This is a genomic window from Chitinophaga sp., assembly GCF_039596455.1.
In the GTDB taxonomy this organism is placed as follows: domain Bacteria; phylum Bacteroidota; class Bacteroidia; order Chitinophagales; family Chitinophagaceae; genus Chitinophaga.
This window is the reverse complement of sequence record NZ_JBCNJR010000002.1, coordinates 783924-804830: the sequence shown is the minus strand read 5'-3', so window position 1 is coordinate 804830 and position 20907 is coordinate 783924. Positions and strand designations below refer to the sequence as shown.

The window sequence follows — 20907 nt, the reverse complement described above, 5'->3', positions numbered from 1 at the left end:
CTGTTCCCGATATTGCTGTTATATCTTCAACAGAGCTGTTACAGTTAGGTTACATAAATTTCATCGTTCGCTGATATTGATGCGTTGCAATTGACAATGCAAATGTATAAAGTCCATGCGTAAGTTGTACATTCCGAATCGCGGTATTAATTGTACTTTTCGCGGATGGTTTTTTGAAACAGCGCCGGTGTCTGCCCCGTATGTTTTTTAAAGAAACGGGAGAAATAAGCGTCATCGTCAAAGTTCAATTCTCCCGCAATCTGCTTTACAGAGTGCTTTTGCCAGAACAGCAGCCGTTTGGCCTCCATGATGCGCTTGGCGTCTATGATCTGCTTGGCGCTGCGGCCCATGGTGCTTTTTACCGTATCGTTCAGATGGCCGGGCGTTACATGCAGCATTTCCGCGTATTCAGACACTTGCACCTTTTCCCTGAAATGCTCGTCTACCAGTATTTTGAACTGGATGCCCAGGCTGTTGAAACTATTGTCCGGCCGGTAGAGCTGCGCCGTATCAGGGCGGGCAATGCGGCCGCAGGCAATGATAAAGGCGCTGAGCACGTTGCGGATAATAGCCTCCTTGCGGGGCCTGTCACTCCTGAACTCCGTGAGCAGGATGCGGGCAAAGGCCAGCAGCTCCTGCAGCTGGCTTTCTTCCAGCGGCACCACGTTGTCTTTGAACACGCATTGCCAGCAGCTCAGCACGCCCAGCGTTTCCGTGATCAGGAAGTCCCGCGTGAAATATAGCGCCAGTATTTCCGCATCCGAGCTGCGGTCATGCTGGTGTATCTGCTCCGGGTCAAGCATGATCACAGCGGGGGCGTGTATGGTATGTTTCTCGAAATCGATGTATTGTGTGATGCTGCCTTTGAGGAGTATATCAATCGTATACCCGTCATGCCGGTGCGGAATGTCAAACCCCTCCCAGTCAATATCCCGGAGGTTGGCCAGTTGTATCATGAACTGGGAACCTTCTTCCCGGGCGGATGGCTCCTGGAAGCTGATAAGGGGTATATGATGCATCTTGGTGAGTTGCATGGGACTGTGTTTTTGTGTTAGGTTAATGTCAGGCCCCACCGGAAAGGCCGGCAGGCAAAGATACGGTTATTCCGCTTTTGCCCGTTCCTGCACCAGCACCAGATCACTCAGCTTTACCTGTATGGGAATGTTCCCGATCTGTACCACGGCGGTTTTGGCCCGCAGCTCGTTCACCTTCCCTACCTGGTTATTGGTGCGTATCTTCACCCGGTCTCCCACTTTCACTTCTCCCTTCACCTCTTCAAATTTATCCTGTACCTTCTTCTGCAGCTTTTCGTTAATGGCCTTTTCTTTTTTCCGGAACAGCAGCGCTTCCGCCTGTTTGATCACCTTCTGCTTGTCATCCGTCCGTTTCCATTCTACCACTATCTGCTTCAGCTTGCGTTCCATGTCTTTGAGGTACTGTATCTCCTCCTCCCTGATCTTGTTCTGCAGCTTTAATATGGTGTATTGCTGCTGTGTACGTTCCTTGTCAGACAGCACTTCATACTCCTTCTTCAGCTTCTCGTTCTCTTTCAGCAGCTTCTGCAGCTCCCGCTCCCGGTTTTCTACCTTCTGCAGGTCTTGCTCTGCCTTGTTCAGCAGCTTGTCCAGCCTGAAATGGCCTTCATCTACCAGCTTGCGCGCCCGGTTGATGAGGGCTGGATCAAGCCCTATACGCTGGGCAATGGAGAAGGTGTACGAGCTGCCGGGCTTGCCTACCAGCAGCTTGTACATCGGCTGCAGGTTTTCTTCGTCAAAACCCATGGCCGCATTAATAATGCCCTTCACCTTGCCGGCCATGATCTTCAGGTTAAGGTAGTGCGTGGTCACAATGCCGTAGGCATGTTTGCGTGCCAGCTCTTCCATGATCACTTCCGCAAAGGCCCCGCCCAGGTTAGGGTCGGAACCGCTGCCCAGCTCGTCTATAAAAAAGAGCGTTTTACCGTTGGCGTTCTCCATGAAGTACTTCATGTTCTTCAGGTGAGAACTGTAGGTGCTCAGCTCAAACTCCAGGCTCTGCGTATCCCCGATGTGGATCATCAGGTTGCGGAAGATGCCCATCTGGCTGGCAGGATGTACCGGCACCAGCAGGCCCGCCTGCAGCATGAGCTGTATGAGCCCCACTGTTTTGAGCGTCACTGTTTTACCACCCGCGTTGGGCCCGCTGATCACCAGTATATGGTGATCTTTGTTCAGCGTCAGGCTGACGGGGATGGTAGGTTTGCCCTGCTTGCGGTTATACAGCAGCAACAACGGATGATAAGCCTCTACAAGATGCACCTGCGCATGCGGCAGCAGCATGGGGTAATTACCGTTGATGTCCAGGGCCAGCCGGGCTTTTGCCCGTATAAAGTCAAATATGCCCAGTATATCATGATAGCCCTGCAGCAGGCCATGGTGTTTGGCCAGATCTGCGGTGAGGGTGCGGAGGATCTTATACACTTCCCGCTGTTCGTCCCTTTCCAGGGAAAACACCTCATTGTTGAGCTGGATGGTTTCTTCCGGCTCCAGGAAGGCCGTTCTGCGGGTATCTGACTCCCCGTGCAAAATGCCCTTCACCATGCGTTTCTGCTCTGCAAACACGGCCAGCACCCGGCGGCCGTTCAGGAAACTTTCCTCAATATCTGCCAGGTAGCCCTGCTTCTGCAGCTTGGACAGGATGCGGTCAAACACCCGCCGCAGCTCCCCGCGTTTACGGAACAGCGCCATCCTGATCTTGGCCAGCTCAGGGGTGGCATTATCCCTCACCTGCCCCGCCTCATCCAGCACCCCGTCTATCAGCGCCACTATCTTCTTCTCATAATAGGTACCGGCAATAACGTCGTACAAACCGGCGTATGTCACCTTTCTGTCAGCGTCAAAGAACCTTACAATGCTGTGCATGCTCTCGGCCAGCTTGCGGAGCTGCATGAACTGCTCCCCGCTCAGCACGGCACCCTGTATTTCCAGCAACCGCAGCTCCTGCCGCAGGTTAAGCACGTAGTCATTGGGAAAATGCTGTTGCAGCAGCACCAGCTGCTTATATTCATGCGCCTGTTGCAGCGCAGACTTTACGTAATCTATATGGGTATGCAGACGCAGTTCTCCTGCCATCTGCTTGCCCAGCTCCGTTTTACAATGCTCCTGCAGGAGCGTTTTTACCTTGTCAAATTCCAGTTGCACCAGCGCCGACTCCGGAAAATATTTCACCTTCTTGTCAATTTAATTATTCGGCTACCGGCCCAATTGCAGCCTTTTTTCCTTTTTTCGTACCGCAAAATTGGCCGATCCACCCGAATTGATAAAAAATGTTTGATCAACCGGCAGCCGCGAATGACAAATGCAGTTCGTCATCCGCCACTTTCCGGAAAAGAATGTTAAAGTTAGTTAACTTGTTGATCCAAAGCACGGCAAATGTCGTAATTTGATATATGCAATACCTGAAACATGTGACGCTCCTGTGCCTGCTGATGGGCAGCCTGGCTTCCTGTGCACAGGGCAGGAAAAAAGTAAATGAACCCGGTGATATGACCATTCAAAAAGATCAGAAAACGGCGGAGGCCGTATTTGGGAACGGCTGCTTCTGGTGCACAGAAGCCATTTTCCAGCAACTGGAAGGAGTACTGAAAGTGGAATCGGGCTACTCCGGCGGTACCACGCCCAACCCCACGTATGAGGAGGTATGTACCGGTACCACAGGCCATGCGGAGGTGATCAAAATCACCTACGACCCGGCAAAGATCAACTATGCCACCCTGCTAGAGGCCTTCTGGGAAAGCCATGACCCTACCACCCTCAACCGCCAGGGGAACGACGTGGGCACGCAGTACCGCTCCGTGATCTTCTACGGCAACGAGGAAGAGCGGAAAGAGGCGGAATACTACAAAAAGAAGCTGCAGGAGTCTGGCGCGTATGACAAGCCTATTGTAACCGAAATTTCGCCGCTGAAGGAGTATTACAAGGCGGAGAACTACCACCAGAACTACTATAACCAGAACGGCTCGGCGCCTTACTGCCATTACGTGATACGGCCCAAGCTGGAGAAGTTCAAAAAGGCTTTTGCAGACAAACTGAAGAAATAACGTGTTGGCTTAAAGCGAAAAAAAGGCAGACCCGCTATGCGGGCCGGCCTTTTTTGATGTATATACTATTGCTGTTACAACACCTCCAGTTCTTTTACCCCCTTGGTGAGCCAGGAGAGTAAAAAATAAGCTATTGCGGTGATTATCAACACATATCCTGCAAATCCAAGGGTTACCACCGCCTCAATGCTCATCCAGCTGTACAGCTCCGCAAAGTAGGCAAACACGGCCATCAAAACGCCGGTAATGCCGCCAATGAGCGTAATTGTTTTCATGAAAGGTATATTTGGGTTAATGCAATAGGTTACTGTTCATCTGTCCACATATCTCCTTCCTATAACGTGCCAGTTTTGCGAAAGTTTACAGCCCCCTGAAAATATTTTATTATCCCGTGATAGTTATTAACTTGCCAGCGGGATAATTTCTCTTTTTTGTTGAAAAACTATTCAGACGCCACGTTGGTTGGCCTATTGAAAGAAAACAGTGAACAGGCATTCCGGGAAATTTATGACCGGCACTGGAAGAGTTTGTACGAAACTGCCTTCCGCAAAACCAGCCCGGAAGATGCGGGAGACCTGGTGCAGGAAATTTTCCTCTACCTGTGGAAAAAACGCGGCACCCTGCAGCTGGAAGCACAGCTGGCCACTTACCTCCACGCCGCCCTCCGCCACAAGATCATTGACCTTTACCGCCTCCGCGCACAGCGCGGGCTGTACTACGAGAACATACTGCCCGGCGGCGCCCTCTCCGCCCCTGACTATGAAACCAAGGAGCTGAACGGCATTATCCGCGCCGCGGTAGAACGCATGCCCAGCCGCATGCGGGAAATATTCATCCTCAACCGTGACGGGGGCCTGCCCTCCGCCGAAATTGCCCGCAAGCTCTCCCTCTCCGATCAGACCGTGAGGAACCAGATCAGCACGGCTATTCACCGCGTCAGGGAAGCGGTGGAGCGGTACCGCAACAGCCGGTAAAAAAATTTTCCTCCCCTCTGGTACAACTCCCTTTTTCTGCCGACTATAACCCCAGCCATTCTACACTAAACTTACGCCCATGTCGCCTGAACAACAACGCATCCATTCATTACTGCACAAATACGGCAGGCAGCAGTGCACGCCGGAAGAGCTGGCGGAGCTGGAAAGCTGGTATGCCTCCCTTGGCGCCAGCAGCCCGCTGCCCTTCCCGGATGAGGCCGCTGAGCTGGCTGTAAAGGAAGAGCTGTGGCAGCAGATCGGCCATGCCCGGCGGCCCGCCCGCAGCTTCCGCCTGCCCGTATGGGCCAGGGTGGCGGCCATAGCTCTGCCGCTGGTCGCGGGCGCCTGGTTGCTGCTGAAGAAAACGCCCTCCCCGGCCCCCGCTGCCATAGCTACCGCCAGTGCCGCACAGGCCATCACAACGCCTTACGGCGCTACCCGGCAGGCTACCCTGCCAGACGGTACGGAAGTATGGCTCAACGCGGGCAGCAGCCTGACGTATGGCCCCGGTTTCGGGGAAAGCCAAAGGGAAGTGACCCTCACCGGTGAGGCTTTTTTTGACGTAGAAAAAAATGCTGAAAAACCTTTTGTGATACACACGGGCAAGATGAACATCCGCGTGCTGGGCACGGCCTTCAACGTAAAGGCTTACCCGGACGATCAGACACACGAAGCCTCCCTCATCCGCGGCGCCATTGAAGTAAGCCCGCTCAGCAGGCCGGAGAAGAAAGTAGTGCTGAAGCCCAACGAGAAAATAGTGCTGCCCAACCTGCCGCTGAAAACCAGTCCGGGCATGCTGCCGGAAGAAAGCTTCAAGGCCCTGCAGCGTGACGGCTATGCGCTGGCTGCCGTGTCTGTAAACCCGGCAGACCAGTCTGTGGCGGAAACCGCCTGGGTCAGCAACCGCCTGGCCTTTATGAATGAAAGATTTGAAGATATAGCGCTGCGCCTGGAAAGGAAATTTGAGATGAAGATCGTGTTCACAGACAGCCTGGCCCCGGCCCTGCGCTTTACCGCCACTTTCGAGAACGAGAACGTCCGCGAAACGCTGGAAGCCTTGCAATACACAGCGCCGTTCAGCTTCCGGATAGACCAGAAGACCATTTATATCACACGTTAAAATATTGCCTATGATGTAAGCAGCCACGTTACTAAATGAATCAGGGAAATGCGGCTAACATTTCCCTGGAAGAATTTAGACTTTACAAGACAGGTTCTCAGTTGGAACCGGAGGCCTGTCTGCATTTTATTGACCTAAATCCACTTAAAAGTATGAAAAAAATCAGACTTCCGGGTGTCTTATTGCCACTACCCGTGCCCATTTTAAAAGTCCTGCTCTTTATGAAAGTATGTTTTGTAATAGTACTTATTACATGTATGCAGGTATCAGCCAAAGTTTATTCTCAGACAAAGCTCACGTTCAAGGCGGAAAAGGTTCAACTAGCACGGATACTAAAATTGATCGAGAAAAAAACCAGCTACAGGTTTGTTTACAGCAACGATGTTCTTCCTGCCGAAAAAAAGATCACGCTCACTGCAGAAGAAACGCCTTTTGATGAAGTGATGAAAACTTTGCTGGATGATACCGGCCTCAATTTTAAAGTGCTCTCCAACAACCTGGTGGCCATTGCGCCCTCTCATGCCCAGCTGGCAGATATCACGGTGAAGGGAACGGTAACCGACAGTACCGGCAACCCCTTGCCCGGCGTAGCGGTACGGGTGGAAAACACTACCCGCGGTACGCTCACCAATGCGGAAGGCGCTTACGAAATAAAAGCCCCCGCCACAGCGGCGCTCATTTTCAGCCTCCTGGGCTATTTGCCGCAGCGGGTGGAAATAAGCAATAATGCCACGCTGAACATCCGGCTGCAGGAAGATACCAAAGGCCTGAACGAAGTGGTGGTGGTAGGCTACGGTACACAAAAACGCGCCAGCATGACGGGCGCCGTGGCGTCTATCAGTCCCGCGCAGATCACCCAACGCCCCGTTACTTCTATCCAGAACGCTCTTCAGGGACTGGTGCCGGGCCTTACCGTACTGAACCGCCCCGGAGATGTGGGCAGTGATGTGGGTACCATGACCATCCGCGGCAGGACCAACCTGGGCGCACCCGGGCCGCTCATCATCATAGACGGTATACCGGCCTCCAACCGGGAGCTGGCCTCTCTCAACCCTTCAGACGTGGAAAGCATGAGCGTGCTGAAAGACGCTTCTTCCGCCGCCATTTACGGCGCGCGGGCGGCCAACGGCGTATTGCTGATCACCACCAAACGCGGCAAGGAAGGGAAGATGTCTGTAGACCTGAACGCCAGCTATGGCTGGCAATCTCCCACCCGCCTGCCTGACTACCTGGGCTCGGCAGACTTTGCGCGCCTTTACAATGAGGCCATGACCAACGCCGGCAAACAGCCGCGCTACACGGAAGAAGAGATCTCCAAATTTGCCTCCGGCAGTGACCGTGACCTGTACCCCAACACAGACTGGTATGATGAAGCGCTGGCCCAGCGCCCCGCTTATAAAGACCTGCAGCTGGGCGTAACCGGCAGCAGCAATAAAACGCAATACTACCTGGGCGCCGGCTACCTGGGTCAGCAATCGCTGGTGCAGAACAAAGGCATGAACCGCTACACCGTTCGCCTCAACGTGAACTCCCAGGTGCTGCCCATCCTGAACGTAGGCGCCAACATGTCTTTCCTGAAGCAAGACCTGGATACCAAAGGCGGTGAAATGAACTGGGTGAGCCTGAACCGGCTGGGCCCCACCATGGCGGCGCGGCAGTCTGACGGCAGCTGGGGCACCATTAACGGCGGCAAGGTAGACGCTACGCTGGCCAAAGACAACGTACTGCGCAACATGGCGGAAGGCGGCCGCGGCTGGACGCGCAACCAGGTTACACAAACCGCGCTCAACGCCACGCTCACTCCCCTGCCCGGCCTCAGCATCAAAGGCCTCGGCTCCATCAAATACAATAACGACATTAGTAACCGCTTCTGGAACGAGCTGCCGCCGCTGATCAACTTCATCACCAAACAACCCATTGCTTCCACCGCCGTTACCCCCAACGAAATGGAAGAGTACTGGACACGCCGCCAGGAGCTGCTGCTGCAGGCCTATGCGGAATATGAAAAAAGCTTCGGCAGGCACAACACCAAGCTGATGATAGGCGCCTCACAGGAAAGCAACGAGCTGCGCCAGGCCTTTGTAGGCCGCAAACGCTTCCCCAACAACACGGCCAATACCGTAGGCCTGGGCGGCGGCGGCTCTGAAAACATCAGCGAAGACGATAACGGCGCCGCCAACCGCTCCACTGCGGAAGAATGGGCCATCCGCTCCTTCTTCGGCCGCGCCAACTATAACTATCGCGATAAATACCTGTTTGAGGCCAACCTCCGCCTGGACCTTTCATCCCGCTTCCACCCGGATTACCGGCTGGCCAAATTCCCCTCCCTCTCAGCCGGCTGGCGCATTTCGGAAGAGCCTTTCATGAAAAACATACAATGGCTCAACAACCTGAAGCTGCGCGCCTCCTGGGGCATTTTGGGCAACCAGGACAATGTGGCCCTGGGCAACTACTTTGACCGCCTCAACACCGGCTACTCCTACAACTTTGAAGGCAACCCGGTAGACGGCGTATGGCAAAAAGCCGGCACCAACAAACTGGCCAGCTGGGAAGAAGTGACCATGACGGACGTAGGGCTTGACTTCACGCTCTTTAACGGCCTGCTGGACGTAACGGCAGACTATTACATCAAACAAACAGACGGCATCCTGCTCACACAAAGCGTGCCCGCCACCTACGCGCTTGACCCTGCTACCGTAAACGCAGGCGCTACCCGAAACAAAGGCCTGGAACTGATGCTCAGCCATACCCACCGCGTGGGCAAAAACTTTGAATACCATGTAAGCGCCAACATCTCCCACATCCGCAACACCATTGTAGACCTGGGCCCCGGCGTTACCGAAAGGCTCAGCGACCGCTGGATTGAACGTGTAGGCGAGTCCGTTGGTTCCTTCTACGGCTGGGAAGCCATGGGCCTTTTCAAAGACCAGAAAGATGTAGATGATCATGCTACACAATCCGCCTCCACCAAACCGGGAGACATCAAGTATAAAGACCAGGACGGTAACGGGCAGATAGACGCTAATGACAGGGTAATACTGGGTAACGACGTGCCGTGGGTGAACTACGGCGGCAGCATTGGCGCTTCCTGGAAAGGGCTGAGCGTGGAAGTGCTGGTGTACGGCGCGGCCGGAGTAAAAACCTACCTGGACGGGGAAGCTGCTTTCTCTTTCTTCAACGGCGCCAGCGTAAAGAGCTATCACCTCCAGCGCTGGACCACGGCCAACCCTGATCCTAACGCCGCGTACCCCCGCATCCTGATCAGCGCAGACGGCAAGCATAATTATGACAACCGCTCGTCTTTCTGGCTGTTCAACGCCTCCTACCTGCGCATCCGCTCCCTCAACTTCGGGTATACCTTCCCCGCAAGGCTGGTGAAAAAAGCAGGCATGCAGCAGGCCAGGCTCTTCGTCACTTCCAACAATCCGTTCACTTTCATGATGGACAAACGCCTCACGGACTATGACCCTGAGGTTGGCTCCGGGCGCGGCGGTTATCCCGGTATTAAAACCTGGGCCATTGGTATGAACGTGCGTTTTTAATGATGATCTAAACAGAAAAAAGCAATGACAAGATATACATTCCATATAGCAGCACTCACGGCCTCCTGCCTGCTGTTTTCCTGCAACAAGGACTTCCTGGAAAGGCCGCCGCAAAACCAGCTCTCCGAAGGCACCTTCTGGACCAGCGAGAAAGACGCTACCGCTGCGCTGAACGCCATTTACCAGCAGATAGACGGCAGTGACGGCAATGCCTACGAAGACGGTTCTACAGACAACGCGCATGCCCAGTACCCCTGGGAAAGCAATGCCACCACCATTTCCCTGGGAGACGTCACCACTTCCATGAATGAAGGCTGGAACTTTGAGGCCATCCGCCGGGTGAACTACTTCCTCGAAAATGTAGACAAGGCGCCAATGGACAATACCCTGAAGGAAAGGTACAAGGCAGAGGCCCGTTTCATGCGCGCCTTCCGTTATGCCAATATGCTGGCCAACTTCGGGGACGTGCCGCTGATCACCAAAACCCTCACCGTAGAAGAATCTTACGTAGCGCGCACACCCAAGGCAGAAGTACTGAAATTCATTACGGACGAGCTGACCGCTATTGCCGCCATATTGCCACCCTCTTACGCCGGCGGCAAAAACAATGAAAAGGGCCGCATTACCAAGGGCGCCGTGCTGGCGCTGAAAGCCCGTGTACACCTCTACAGCGGCCAGTGGCAGCAGGCGGTAGAAGCTGCGGAACAGGTAATGGGCATGGGCTATGAGCTGTTCAGGGTAACCAGTGAAGATGCCAAAGACGCGGCAGACGATTATGCCCGCTGGGTAGATTTTGCCGATGCGGATGAAGCCACCCGCTTCAGGCTGGGGCTGCGCAGCTATGAAAAACTCTTCTGGCAGCAATATGAAGGGAACAAGGAAGTGATACTGGACAGGCAGCATATTCCCGAAAAAGATGCCAAGTTCATCAACACCCTCCTGCTCTCTGACGACCTGGGCGGCTGGAGCTCCATTGCACCCACGCAGAGCCTGGTAGACGCTTACCAGAGCTTCAAGACAGGAGAAGCCATTACACCGCTGAGCGCAGCAGAGCGGGCCGCCCGTTATAAGGCCCGTGCCATAGACCCCGCTTTCTACGCAGAATACCGTAACAGAGACCCGCGCTTCTATGCCAGCATACTGTTTGATGAAGCGCCCTGGAACAGCATTGAAGAAGGCTATTCCTTTACCTGGGTGAAAGGCGGCAACAACTGCTCCAAAACCGGCTACAACTTCCGCAAGTATGTAGACCCCGTGGCCTGGGGTGCAAGGATAGACAATCATGCCAATCACATCATCATCCGCTACGCAGAAATACTGTTGATCTATGCGGAGGCCAAAAACGAACTGTCTGGCCCGGATGCCACTGTGTACGATGCCATAGACCAGCTGCGCACACGCGCCGGCATGCCCCTGCTCAACCGCGCAGCGCTGGGCTCGCAAACCCTGCTCCGCGAAGCCATCAGGCAGGAGCGGCGCATTGAACTGGTGCTGGAAGGCCACCGCTTCAGAGACATCCGCCGCTGGCAAATTGCACCCAATGTGATGACCAGCCTGTATGACCTGGAAAATGGCCTGGTGCAGACCCGCAAGTGGGACAATAAGCTGTACCTGATGCCCGTACCGCAGTCAGACATTGACAAGAACCCCAAGCTGAACCCGAATAACCCCGGTTACCAGTGATCATATGCCGTTAGAGGCTACTCTTATCCATACAAAAAGGGCTGTCAAATTTGACAGCCCTTTTTCTTGCATGCGGACGTACCGCGCTATTTCTTGGTCAGGTCTTTTACGCGGATGTTGCGGAAGCGCACCACGGAGCCATGGCCCAGGAAGCCGATGCGGCCGGTGGTGTTTTTCAGGCCCGGATGATCTTTTTTGTCAAGCGTGCCTTTATCTCTTGCTTCAGCAATGTCACCGTCAAGGATAACAGTGCCGTTCAGTTCTACGGTAATACGTGTGCCCTTCACCGTTACCTGCTGGTAGTTCCACTCCCCTGTAGGTTTGAGGAAACCGCGTTTGGCGGGAATTACCCCGTACACGGAACCATGGTACTGGTACACGTGGAGGTTTTTGTAGATGTCGGCCTCATTGTCCAGTATCTGCAGCTCCATGCCTTTGTAAGCCGCATCGCCGCCGGGCGGCATGCGGATGCCCAGGCCGTTGTTGGCGCCGGGCGTGAGCTGGAACTCGAAACGGAACACAAAATCTGCAAACTCTTCTTTGGTGTAGAGGTTACCACCGCCTGAGCCTTTCGGAGAACAGAGAATGTTGCCATTGTCCATCACATAGCTGGTGGTGTTACCTTCCCACTGGTGCATGTTGGTACCGTCAAAAAGGACCTTGTACCCTTCTTTCTTTTCTTCCGCGCTCAGCTCATAGGGTTTGGGCTGTTCAAACTCGCGGATGTAAAGGTTGCGGTAAGCCACGTAAGTACCGTGCGCCTGCAGCTCCAGCTGCTCTTCGGGAAAGATGGGCAGCTTGCGGTCCCAGTAGTTTTCCAGTATCACGTTATCTACTACCAGTTTACCGTTGAGGTACACCGTTACGCGGTCTCCTTTCATGATGATGCGGAAGTTGTTCCACTCGCCAATGGCGTTATCTGCCAGTACGGAGGGTTTGCTGGGGTTGGCCTTGTTGTTGTACAGGCCGCCTGAGCCTACTTCCGCGCCTACGTCACGGCGGGCAGTGTCCCATATCTGCACTTGCGGCGTGCCGCGCAGGTAAATGCCGGCATCTCCGTCTTTGGTGATCTTCCAGTCAACGAACATTTCAAAGTCGCCGTACTTTTTATCTGTGCAGAGGTTGCTGCCATGGCCGTTAAACACCAGCAGGCCGTCTTTCACGCTCCATCCTTCCCGCATTACGGCATCCGCTTTCTCCTGTTCTTTCTTCAGCGTAGCCGCGTCCATTTTGGCGCGTTTGATGGGGTCTGCCACCAGGCCTTTCCAGCCGCTCAGGTCTTTGCCGTTGAACATGGGCACAAACCCTTCGCCGGCGGGCATTTCGTCCAGGTATTTGCGGATGGCCTGGCGCTGATAGTCGGCGTCACCACCTTTGAGGGCGTTGGAAGCTTTCTCCAGCAGGTTGCGCACCAGGGCGCCGCTGTAGGTTTTATCCGCCAGGGCAATGCCCATTACGGCCTCAGCAGCCTGTGCCTGTACAGCCGCATCGTCCAGGTACTGACCGGCAAACACCAGGGCGGGGAATGTTTTGCATTGCTCCGCCTGCTGCAGGATGTTCTTTTTCAGGCCTGCATCATCCGTCAGCTCCATAGCGTCTGAAAGCATCAGCAAACGCTGCTCTCCCGTACCCGCTGTTTTGGCCAGGCGTACGTAGCCTTGCAGGGCGGTTTTACGGTAGTCTGCGCTGTTACGGGCAATATTGATGAGGTCAGCAGCAGCACTGGCATCTTTCCAGTTGACCAGGGCAGCTACGGCTGCGGCTTTCTGGGACGCGTTGCCGCTGGCAAAGGCATCACTCACTACTTTTTTAGCAGCAGCGCCGCCAATACCGGCCAGCACAGCGTAATAACGCTCCTGCCCTGCGGCATTTTCCTTTTTCATTTGTGCAATTACCGGCTCTGCAGGGTTTGACAGTGAACCGGCGCCGGCTACCACGGCAGCCTGCAGCGCTTTCACGTCAGCGGGCGCAGTAGCTTTGGAAAGCAGGGTGAACAGAGAAGGCAGGTTTTCAGCCGTTACCACATCTTGCAGCCCGGCAAAAGCGGCATTGCGCACGCTTTCCTGGGGAGAGCGGGTAAGGGCCAGCACGTTCTGCACCTGGCTGTCTGCCTTGCGGCTGGCCAGCACGTCTATCAATGCCACCTGCGCGGCGGGAGGCATGGTGCCCAGCGCGGCGCCGGCCTGCGTTATTACTTCATTACCCTTTACGGTTTTCAGCACACCTGCAATAGCGGCTATTTCTTTGGCATCTCCTTTTTTCATGAGGGCCAGCAGCGGGGTGATGGCCTGCGCGCCACCGGTTTGACCGGCAGCTGTAATGGCGGCCAATCTTACATTGGCATCCTTATCAGTCAGGGAGCGGATGGCAATAGGCGCAGCCGCATCCACCTTGTTATTGCCCAGCATGGAAATAACGGCCGCCTTGCCGCCGCCGTTGGCTTTTGCCAGGGCCTTGATCCAGGCCGCGGTAGAAGCAGGCGTCAGGTTCTGGCCGGCAAATTTCAGCGCTGCGTCGCGGTATTCAGCGGAGGGGTCGTTTACGGCTGCCAGCAGTACGGGCAGGCTTTTTTCGCCCTGCAGCTGGTGCAGCAGGTAGAGTGCGGCGGTGCGCACTTGCTGCTGACCGGCACGGCCGGCGGCAGACATTACGGAATTAGCAATGTCCGTTGCTTCTTTCGTTTTGCCTTTTGCCGCTATCTGCTGCGCATAGAGCAGGTAAGATGCGGTAGCATTGCTTTCGTCATACTTGTAACCGGCTTTGACGGCAGCGGCTTTCAGCACGTTTTCCGCCTGCGGCTCGGCAATATGGGCCAGGGCGTAGAGCGCTGTTTTAGCCAGCATTTTATCAGAAGAAGCGGCCAGCGGCAACAGGGCGCTGGTAGCACCGGCCATGCGGCTGTCTCCTATCACTTCTGCCAGTATCTGCTGGTTGCGGCCGCTTGTTTTGGGCAATGCTTCCAGCAAGGCTTTTTGGGCGGCGGGAGAGTTGATCTTCACCAGTGTGCGGGCAGCGGGATCACACAGGCGCTCGTCTGCCAGGTAAGGTTGCAGGCTGCTTACGGCCGCATCAGAACCGATGTGCTGCAGCATGGTGATGAGGAATGCCTTGTTCTCTTTGTCGCTCACCTGCTTCAGGGCCTTGCAGAAGGCATCTACAGCAGCGGCACGTTCTTTTTCCTTGCCCGGCTGGGTTACATAAAAGGCATAACCGCCCAGTGCATATTGCACCGCGCTGTTATCTCCTTTTCCGGCGGGAGACAGCATGGCAGCCATTCCGGTAATGCCTTCCTCTCCCAGTTCCGCCAGCGCCTTCATATTGGCGTCCAGCTGTTTTGCATCATTGGCAGGCTGCTGTGCCAGCAGGTCTGCGATTTTTGTATGCGCTGCACGGTTGTCCTGCTTGGGTTGTGCCATTACGGCCATCTGCGCCAGGCAACATGCAGCTATCAAAAGTATCTTTTTCATTGTAGTGTTTTGATTAGATGGTCCACGGTCCGCGCATGGGCTGGAATATCAGCCTGTTGGCGCCTTCATCGTTGATAAACTCCTGTTTTACCGGGTCAAACTCCAGGTTGCGGCCCAGTTGCAGGGCAATTTTACCGATGTTCACAATGGTGCAGGAACGGTGCCCGTTCTCTTCATTGAGCGCAAACTTCTGGCGTTTTTTAACCGCTTCCACAAAGTCTGTTACCTGCGGGGCAGGGTCAGGGAATTCTGCGAGTTTCTTTTCGAGGTCCGGGATGTCTGACTTGAAGCCCTGGTACAGCTTGCCTTTCGGCCCTTCAATATAAGCTGCCTTGGTTTCGGTACCTGCACCGTCTAATATTATCTGGCAGCCATCTGCATAAGTGTAGGTGATCTTGCGCCAGGTACCCACTGCATCTGTATGCTGCTGCGGCGCGTCTATTTCCACTTTTACGGGGCTGGTATCATCTTTACCCAGGAAATACTGGATGGGGTCCAGGTAGTGCTGGCCCATGTCTCCGAGGCCGCCGCCATCATAGTCCCAATACCCGCGGAAGGTGCTGTGCACACGGTGCGGGTGGTAGGGTTTGTACGGCGCGGGGCCCAGCCACATGTCGTAGTCCAGCTCTTTGGGAACGGCTTGCGGCGCCACGTTGGTTTTACCAACCCAGAAGAATTTCCAGTCAAAACCGGTATGGCGGCTTACTGTTACTTTCAGCGGCCATCCCAGCAAACCGCTTTCCACCAGCTTTTTGATGGGTTTCACGGTAGTGCCCATGCCATAGAAGTTGGCATCAAAGCGGAACCAGGTGTTCAGCCTGAAAATACGGCCGTGCTGCTGCACGGCTTCTACCAGGCGTTTGCCTTCACCAATAGTGGCCGTCATGGGCTTTTCGCACCATACGTCTTTGCCTGCGCGGGCAGCATCTGCAGCAATGATGCCGTGCCAGTGCGGCGGCGTGGCCACGTGCACAATGTCTACTTCCGGCAGTTGTATCAGCTCCCGGTAGTCTGCAAAGGTTTTAACGCCCTTCCCCTGGTTGGGCAATATGTCAAGGGCTTTCTGGATGTGGGTTTTGTCCACATCACAAATGGCCACCACGCGGGTACCGGCGTACTTGAAATGGCCGCGGCCCATGCCGCCGGTGCCTACTACGGCCTTGGTGAGTTGATCGCTGGGGGCCAGGTAACCGCGCCCCAGTACGTGACGAGGCACAATGGTGAATGCAGCCAGCGCTCCCAGTGAGTTACGGACAAATTCCCGCCTGGAAGTTTGGTTTTCTTTCTTTGCCATGGTTTTGTTTAAGTGTAAACGTGATAGTTTGCGGAACAAAATACAAATTAGATCTTTTGTTTAGTGATGGTTTTTCGAAATAAATTCCGCCCAAATCCTTTACAGGCCGGATTTTTTTCGCATTATTGCCCGCGCATGCTGGCTTTCGGGCGGGTTCACCTTGGGAAATAGATATATATGCGGTAACTTTAATGAAATTTTTGTGTATGTACCGTACATTTCCTCCTCCACCCGCTCTGGTGGCCCATGTACGCATGTTCTGGGTATTCGAGCACGAAGTGGCCGAAGGAGAGCCGTACATATACCGTTCCATGGCAGACGGCTGCGTGGAAATGGTTTTCCACTACAAAGGCATGTTCACAGAGCCCGCACGGCCCAATGACATTTACCACCCCGCCGTGGTGCATGCGCAAAGCAGCCACTACCGCCGCTTCCTCACGCACGGCAGCTTCGGCATTTTCGGGGCTTACCTCTACCCCACCGCGTTGCCCCGGCTGTTCGGCCTCCCCGCTACGGATTTCAGCAACCAGATGCCCGGCCTGGAAGCCGTACTGGGAACGGAAGGCCGCCTGCTGGAAGAGCGCGTGATGACCGCCGCAGATCATTTCGAAAGGGTAAAAATACTCAGCGCCTTTCTGGAGGCGCGGCTGCGGAAGAATGAACAACACCCTACCGCCGCACATCTTGCGCTGCGCCACATCCTCCATCAGAAAGGGCAATTGAACGTAGAGCAGCTGGCCGCGGAAACCTGCCTTTCCACCCGTCAGTTTGAACGCCGGTTCAAGGAGTATTGCGGTTTTTCCCCGAAACTGTATACGCGCATCATCCGTTTCCAGCACGCGCTGGCCGCTTACGGAGAAGAGCGGAGCCTCACTGATATAGGCTATGCATGCGGGTATTACGACCAGTCGCATTTCATCCGCGAGTTCAGGGAATTTTCAGGTTACCACCCCCGCCAGTATTTTGCCGGGCGCCCCGAAGGCATTGAGTACCGGGAGTAGATACCGGCGCAACTTGTCGTATTTATCCAATTTCGCCCCATACAGCGCTCCTATCTTTGTACCGGACTCAAAACATTCATCAACATGGCAAAAACAAATAAACCCGAAGGCTATCCGGCCGTATGCCCGTACTTCCTGGTGTCAGACGCCCTCAAATTCCTGGAATTCGTAAAAGCGGCTTTTGACGCGGAAGAAATAATGGTGCATAAAGGTGATGACGGGCGCGTAATGCATGCAGAAGTGCGTATCGACGACAGCGTTATTATGTTCGGCAACAGCACCGATGCTTTCCCGCCGGAAACGGGCGCCGTTTTCATGTTTGTATCCGATACGGACGCCACTTATAAAAAAGCGCTGGCTGCGGGCGCCACTTCCCGACAGGAGCCGGATAATAAAGACTATGGCCGTGCGGCCGGCATCTTTGACCCGTTCGGCAACAGCTGGTGGATCACGGCGGTGTAGCAGTTCAGCTTTCCGTAAAATGCTGTTCTCCGGAGCCGCCGTTGGAGAGGTAATAATCCCACATGGTGATGAACACTTTTTCTTTCAGCACCGGCAGGTCTGCCCGTGTAAGGCCGGCGGTGGGCACCGGCGGCAGAAAATGGAAGTCTATACGGTGCGGCAGGGCAAAGAACTTGCCGGGCAGCAGAATATCCCGCGTGTGAAAAAGCAGTGAAGGAATGATGGGTGTTTGTGTATCTATGGCCAGTATAAAAGCACCGTCGTAAAAGCTTTTCAACGGGTAGCCGGTGCGGTTGCGGGTGCCTTCCGGGAACAGCACCATGTGCATCCCCATTTCCAGCGCCTGCCGCATATGTTCAAAGCTTTGCCGGCGGCTGGCGTCGTTCTTCCGGTCTACCATAATGCCGCCAATCTTGTACATCATACCAAACAGCGGGATCCTGGCCATTTCAGCTTTGGCCAGGGTCTTGTTCACACCTGGCACGCCCGGCGTGGTAACGGGCACATCCATAAAAGAGTTGTGGTTGCATACCACCACGTACACCTTTCCTTTTTCAAAATATTCCAGGCCCTTGCGGTATACCGGGCAGAAGATAAGGTTCATGTACACCTTCATCCAGCCCCTGCCTATGATGAGGAACCAGCGGGTTTTATGCGGATCGGGGAGAAAGGAAACGATCCAGATAGGGATCAGCACAATCAGCAAAGTAGCTGCGAACAGTAATAGACCGTATACGGCAAACACTCGTCCTGCTATATTTCTAAGCCAATTCATCTAAAAGGGATCAATCTGAGAATATCGTTGTTATAACTGCCAGTTCACCGGCTCCTTGCCCTGCCTGATCAACAGCTCATTAGCACGGGAAAAGTGCCGGCAACCGAAAAAACCTTTATCTGCGCTGAAGGGAGAAGGATGCGCCGCTTTCAGGATGTGGTGCCTGGTGCCGTCAATCAGCACCTGCTTGTCCTGCGCAAACTTTCCCCAGAGCATGAATACCACCCCTTCTTTCAGTTCGGATACTTTGCGTATCACTGCGTCTGTAAAGCTCTCCCACCCTATTTTACTGTGAGAGGCCGGCTCGCCGTCACGCACGGTCAGCATAGCGTTGAGCAGTAGCACACCGCTTTCCGCCCAGGGGGTGAGGTCTCCCGTTTCCGGGATGGAAAGGCCAATATCCTTATTCAGTTCTTTATAGATATTTACGAGAGAGGGCGGCGGTTTCACACCTTTCTGCACGCTGAAACAAAGACCGTGCGCCTGCCCGGGGCCATGGTAAGGGTCTTGCCCGAGGATCACCACCTTCACACGGTCAAAAGGCGTTTTGTCAAAAGCATTAAAGATCAGGCTTCCGGGCGGATAAATAGTTTTACCAAGGGCTTTTTCATGTTTCAGGAACATGACTATCTGTTCAAAATAGGCTTTCTGAAATTCATCTTTCAACACTTCTTTCCAGCTACTTTCAATCTTTACGTCCATGGCTATAATTTTGAATCAGAGGAATATTTTGATTAATTAACGGGAAATTATATAAATTTGCACTCCCAGTAAAAAAAAATTTATAGTGTACCGGACCGGTAGCTCAGCTGGATAGAGCAGCTGCCTTCTAAGCAGCAGGTCATTGGTTCGAATCCAATCCGGTTCACTTTGCAGGGCGGTCTGTTGAAATAGATCGCCTTTTTTTGTGCCGGCATGTGAAATAACAGCTATTTGGCATAAAGCGGAGAACGCTTCAGCAGGTACTCCAGCGTGCTCTTATACGCGTCCTGTGTATTCCAGAAAGATGTTCTGTCTTGCTCGTACACACTGTCACCCTTGTCATTGTAAACAGCCAGGTTCAGTTTTGTCTGATAGTTTTGCGTAGCGGTACCATAGGAAGAGGAATTGTACCGCCGGTCTTTATCATCGGTTTTGGATGAAGAACCGGAATTGGACTGATAAGTAGTTTGTGTGGTTTTGTTCATGGTTACCAGGCCGTTGACCACATACTCCACTCCCAGTATGCCGCACAGGTCTTCCATTGTATATCCCTTGATGTTCTCTTTGGTTACACCTGCCTTGATCAGCATGGCGTTGGTAGTGCGGGGGTTCAGGATGGTAAATACGCCGGCATGTTTGCTCATGTAGGAATAACATTCATTTTGCACCTCCTCACCTACTGATTCATCTGCCACCTGCCCGTCACGTACAAAAGCAAAAGGAAGAACTGCTACCTTGTTATGGTGCTCTTCAAGGCCCGGGCCGCCCTGCGCGGGCTGGTTGCCGGCGGAAGACTGCGGCGGTTTATTAAAGACCTCTATACGGCCGCTGCCGAAGGTGATCTTCATGATGTCCGCTTTTTTAATATTGTACACCAGCGTCTCATTGGCATATACAAAATCAAGATCGCCGTCATTGATCTTTACCACTTTACCGGTCAGCTCTTCGCCGTTCATCTTCAGGATAACATCGTTGTTGAAAGCTTTCTGCGCAATTGCATGGAGGGTAACAACCAGCAGGGTCAGGCAGGCAAATAGTTTTTTCATATGGTTTAGTTAAAGGTTGATACAAATATAGGGAAATCTGAAGGCGCTACGGGCGGCATATATGTTTCATGAAACGATTCATTACATTCGTATTCCGATTTTCAAATCACCGTCAAGTCATTATGAACCAGGAACCACAAGAGGATGCAGTCAATAGCGGACATCTGGTCTATCACAAGATAGGCGGGCTTATACGCAGGTACCGCAAAGAAAAGGGCTTGAAGCTGCTGGACCTTTCCGGTCTTACCGGCATCAAATCCGCCATGCTTTCAAAAATAGAGAACGGCCGGATGCTGCCTACCATTCCCACACTTTTTACCATTATCCGGAAACTGGGCATCAAACCGGAAACGTTTTTTTCCGAACTGAGCGCGGAAAACAGCTTTCCCGGTTACCTGCTGCTGCGTCATGACAGTTATGCCTACTACGAAAAAGAAGAAGGCGCCACCGGCTTTGAGTACCAGTCTATTTTGGAAAACAATTTTGAAGGCGGCGCTTTCCAGATCTCTTTGCTTACGCTGCGCCCCGGCGCAAAGCGGCAACAGGTCTCCACTGCGGCCTATGAATTTGTATATGTGCTGAACGGCAACCTGCAATACCAGCTGGAAGACAAGGTATTTGACCTGTATGAAGGCGATTCGCTGTTTTTTGACGGCAATATCAACCACGTGCCTATCCATCACCAAAACACCACCGTGCGCCTGTTGGTGATGTATTTCTTTGGAGAATTGAGCCGCTAGAGTTTATTCAATGGAAATTTATT

16 protein-coding genes and 1 tRNA gene are annotated in these 20907 nt (G+C 53.7%); 9 read left to right on the top strand and 8 right to left on the bottom strand.

Features of this window, described 5'->3' with window-relative positions; translation table 11 throughout:
• Positions 1-146 precede the first annotated feature (146 nt).
• Both ABDW36_RS12955 and ABDW36_RS12950 read right to left on the bottom strand, forming a co-directional pair.
• The gene (locus ABDW36_RS12955) at positions 147-1034 is read right to left on the bottom strand and encodes a helix-turn-helix domain-containing protein (RefSeq protein WP_343702325.1); all 888 of its coding nucleotides are present in this window, start codon (positions 1032-1034) and stop codon (positions 147-149) included.
• A 66-nt stretch (positions 1035-1100) separates the two neighbouring features.
• Positions 1101-3206 (bottom strand): MutS2/Smr-associated SH3 domain-containing protein, encoded by a 2106-nt coding sequence (locus ABDW36_RS12950; RefSeq protein WP_343702324.1) that lies wholly within the window; start codon positions 3204-3206, stop codon positions 1101-1103.
• 317 nt (positions 3207-3523) lie between these two features.
• Here ABDW36_RS12950 and msrA point away from each other — a divergent pair, with 317 nt between their 5' ends.
• Positions 3524-4078 (top strand): peptide-methionine (S)-S-oxide reductase MsrA, encoded by a 555-nt coding sequence (msrA, locus tag ABDW36_RS12945; protein ID WP_343702332.1) that lies wholly within the window; start codon positions 3524-3526, stop codon positions 4076-4078.
• A gap of 74 nt (positions 4079-4152) precedes the next feature.
• Here the strand turns inward: msrA and ABDW36_RS12940 are convergent, their stop codons facing one another.
• Entirely contained in the window at positions 4153-4353 is a 201-nt protein-coding gene (locus ABDW36_RS12940; RefSeq protein ID WP_343702323.1) for a hypothetical protein, read from the bottom strand.
• 156 nt (positions 4354-4509) lie between these two features.
• Between ABDW36_RS12940 and ABDW36_RS12935 the strand changes: the two genes are divergently transcribed.
• The 4 genes from ABDW36_RS12935 (at position 4510) to ABDW36_RS12920 (ending at position 11397) form a co-directional block, all read left to right on the top strand.
• A complete protein-coding gene (locus tag ABDW36_RS12935; RefSeq protein ID WP_343702322.1) occupies positions 4510-5052 on the top strand; it encodes a sigma-70 family RNA polymerase sigma factor in 543 nt (180 codons plus the stop codon).
• Between the two features lie 79 nt (positions 5053-5131).
• On the top strand, positions 5132-6172 hold the full coding sequence (locus tag ABDW36_RS12930; RefSeq protein WP_343702321.1) for a FecR domain-containing protein: 1041 nt from the start codon (positions 5132-5134) through the stop codon (positions 6170-6172).
• 338 nt (positions 6173-6510) lie between these two features.
• Entirely contained in the window at positions 6511-9714 is a 3204-nt protein-coding gene (locus ABDW36_RS12925) for a SusC/RagA family TonB-linked outer membrane protein (RefSeq protein ID WP_343702320.1), read from the top strand.
• A 24-nt stretch (positions 9715-9738) separates the two neighbouring features.
• Positions 9739-11397: a RagB/SusD family nutrient uptake outer membrane protein gene (locus ABDW36_RS12920; protein WP_343702319.1), complete on the top strand. Its 1659-nt coding sequence runs from the start codon at positions 9739-9741 to the stop codon at positions 11395-11397.
• Positions 11398-11483: 86 nt separating this feature from the next.
• Here ABDW36_RS12920 and ABDW36_RS12915 read toward each other — a convergent pair whose 3' ends face one another.
• Entirely contained in the window at positions 11484-14864 is a 3381-nt protein-coding gene (locus tag ABDW36_RS12915; protein WP_343702318.1) for a DUF1080 domain-containing protein, read from the bottom strand.
• 13 nt (positions 14865-14877) lie between these two features.
• Entirely contained in the window at positions 14878-16158 is a 1281-nt protein-coding gene (locus ABDW36_RS12910) for a Gfo/Idh/MocA family oxidoreductase (protein ID WP_343702317.1), read from the bottom strand.
• Between the two features lie 206 nt (positions 16159-16364).
• On the opposite strand from ABDW36_RS12910, the gene ABDW36_RS12905 reads away from it, so the two are divergent.
• Positions 16365-17159 (top strand): helix-turn-helix transcriptional regulator, encoded by a 795-nt coding sequence (locus ABDW36_RS12905; protein ID WP_343702316.1) that lies wholly within the window; start codon positions 16365-16367, stop codon positions 17157-17159.
• Between the two features lie 84 nt (positions 17160-17243).
• Entirely contained in the window at positions 17244-17621 is a 378-nt protein-coding gene (locus ABDW36_RS12900) for a VOC family protein (protein ID WP_343702315.1), read from the top strand.
• Positions 17622-17625: 4 nt separating this feature from the next.
• Here the strand turns inward: ABDW36_RS12900 and ABDW36_RS12895 are convergent, their stop codons facing one another.
• Positions 17626-18396 (bottom strand): lysophospholipid acyltransferase family protein, encoded by a 771-nt coding sequence (locus ABDW36_RS12895; RefSeq protein WP_343702314.1) that lies wholly within the window; start codon positions 18394-18396, stop codon positions 17626-17628.
• Positions 18397-18426: 30 nt separating this feature from the next.
• Positions 18427-19098 (bottom strand): uracil-DNA glycosylase, encoded by a 672-nt coding sequence (gene ung, locus ABDW36_RS12890; protein ID WP_343702313.1) that lies wholly within the window; start codon positions 19096-19098, stop codon positions 18427-18429.
• A gap of 92 nt (positions 19099-19190) precedes the next feature.
• On the opposite strand from ung, the gene ABDW36_RS12885 reads away from it, so the two are divergent.
• A tRNA-Arg gene (locus ABDW36_RS12885) sits at positions 19191-19264 on the top strand.
• A gap of 61 nt (positions 19265-19325) precedes the next feature.
• Here the strand turns inward: ABDW36_RS12885 and ABDW36_RS12880 are convergent.
• Positions 19326-20144: a hypothetical protein gene (locus ABDW36_RS12880; protein WP_343702312.1), complete on the bottom strand. Its 819-nt coding sequence runs from the start codon at positions 20142-20144 to the stop codon at positions 19326-19328.
• A 122-nt stretch (positions 20145-20266) separates the two neighbouring features.
• Here ABDW36_RS12880 and ABDW36_RS12875 point away from each other — a divergent pair, with 122 nt between their 5' ends.
• Positions 20267-20884 (top strand): XRE family transcriptional regulator, encoded by a 618-nt coding sequence (locus ABDW36_RS12875; protein ID WP_343702311.1) that lies wholly within the window; start codon positions 20267-20269, stop codon positions 20882-20884.
• Positions 20885-20907: the final 23 nt, after the last annotated feature.

Coding starts and splice junctions, on each gene's coding strand:
- ABDW36_RS12955 (WP_343702325.1), bottom strand. CDS start 1,034: ATGCAACTCACCAAGATGCATCATATACCCCTTATCAGCTTCCAGGAG.
- msrA (WP_343702332.1), top strand. CDS start 3,524: ATGACCATTCAAAAAGATCAGAAAACGGCGGAGGCCGTATTTGGGAAC.
- ABDW36_RS12940 (WP_343702323.1), bottom strand. CDS start 4,353: ATGAAAACAATTACGCTCATTGGCGGCATTACCGGCGTTTTGATGGCC.
- ABDW36_RS12930 (WP_343702321.1), top strand. CDS start 5,132: ATGTCGCCTGAACAACAACGCATCCATTCATTACTGCACAAATACGGC.
- ABDW36_RS12920 (WP_343702319.1), top strand. CDS start 9,739: ATGACAAGATATACATTCCATATAGCAGCACTCACGGCCTCCTGCCTG.
- ABDW36_RS12915 (WP_343702318.1), bottom strand. CDS start 14,864: ATGAAAAAGATACTTTTGATAGCTGCATGTTGCCTGGCGCAGATGGCC.
- ABDW36_RS12910 (WP_343702317.1), bottom strand. CDS start 16,158: ATGGCAAAGAAAGAAAACCAAACTTCCAGGCGGGAATTTGTCCGTAAC.
- ABDW36_RS12905 (WP_343702316.1), top strand. CDS start 16,365: ATGTACCGTACATTTCCTCCTCCACCCGCTCTGGTGGCCCATGTACGC.
- ABDW36_RS12900 (WP_343702315.1), top strand. CDS start 17,244: ATGGCAAAAACAAATAAACCCGAAGGCTATCCGGCCGTATGCCCGTAC.
- ABDW36_RS12895 (WP_343702314.1), bottom strand. CDS start 18,396: ATGAATTGGCTTAGAAATATAGCAGGACGAGTGTTTGCCGTATACGGT.
- ung (WP_343702313.1), bottom strand. CDS start 19,098: ATGGACGTAAAGATTGAAAGTAGCTGGAAAGAAGTGTTGAAAGATGAA.
- ABDW36_RS12880 (WP_343702312.1), bottom strand. CDS start 20,144: ATGAAAAAACTATTTGCCTGCCTGACCCTGCTGGTTGTTACCCTCCAT.
- ABDW36_RS12875 (WP_343702311.1), top strand. CDS start 20,267: ATGAACCAGGAACCACAAGAGGATGCAGTCAATAGCGGACATCTGGTC.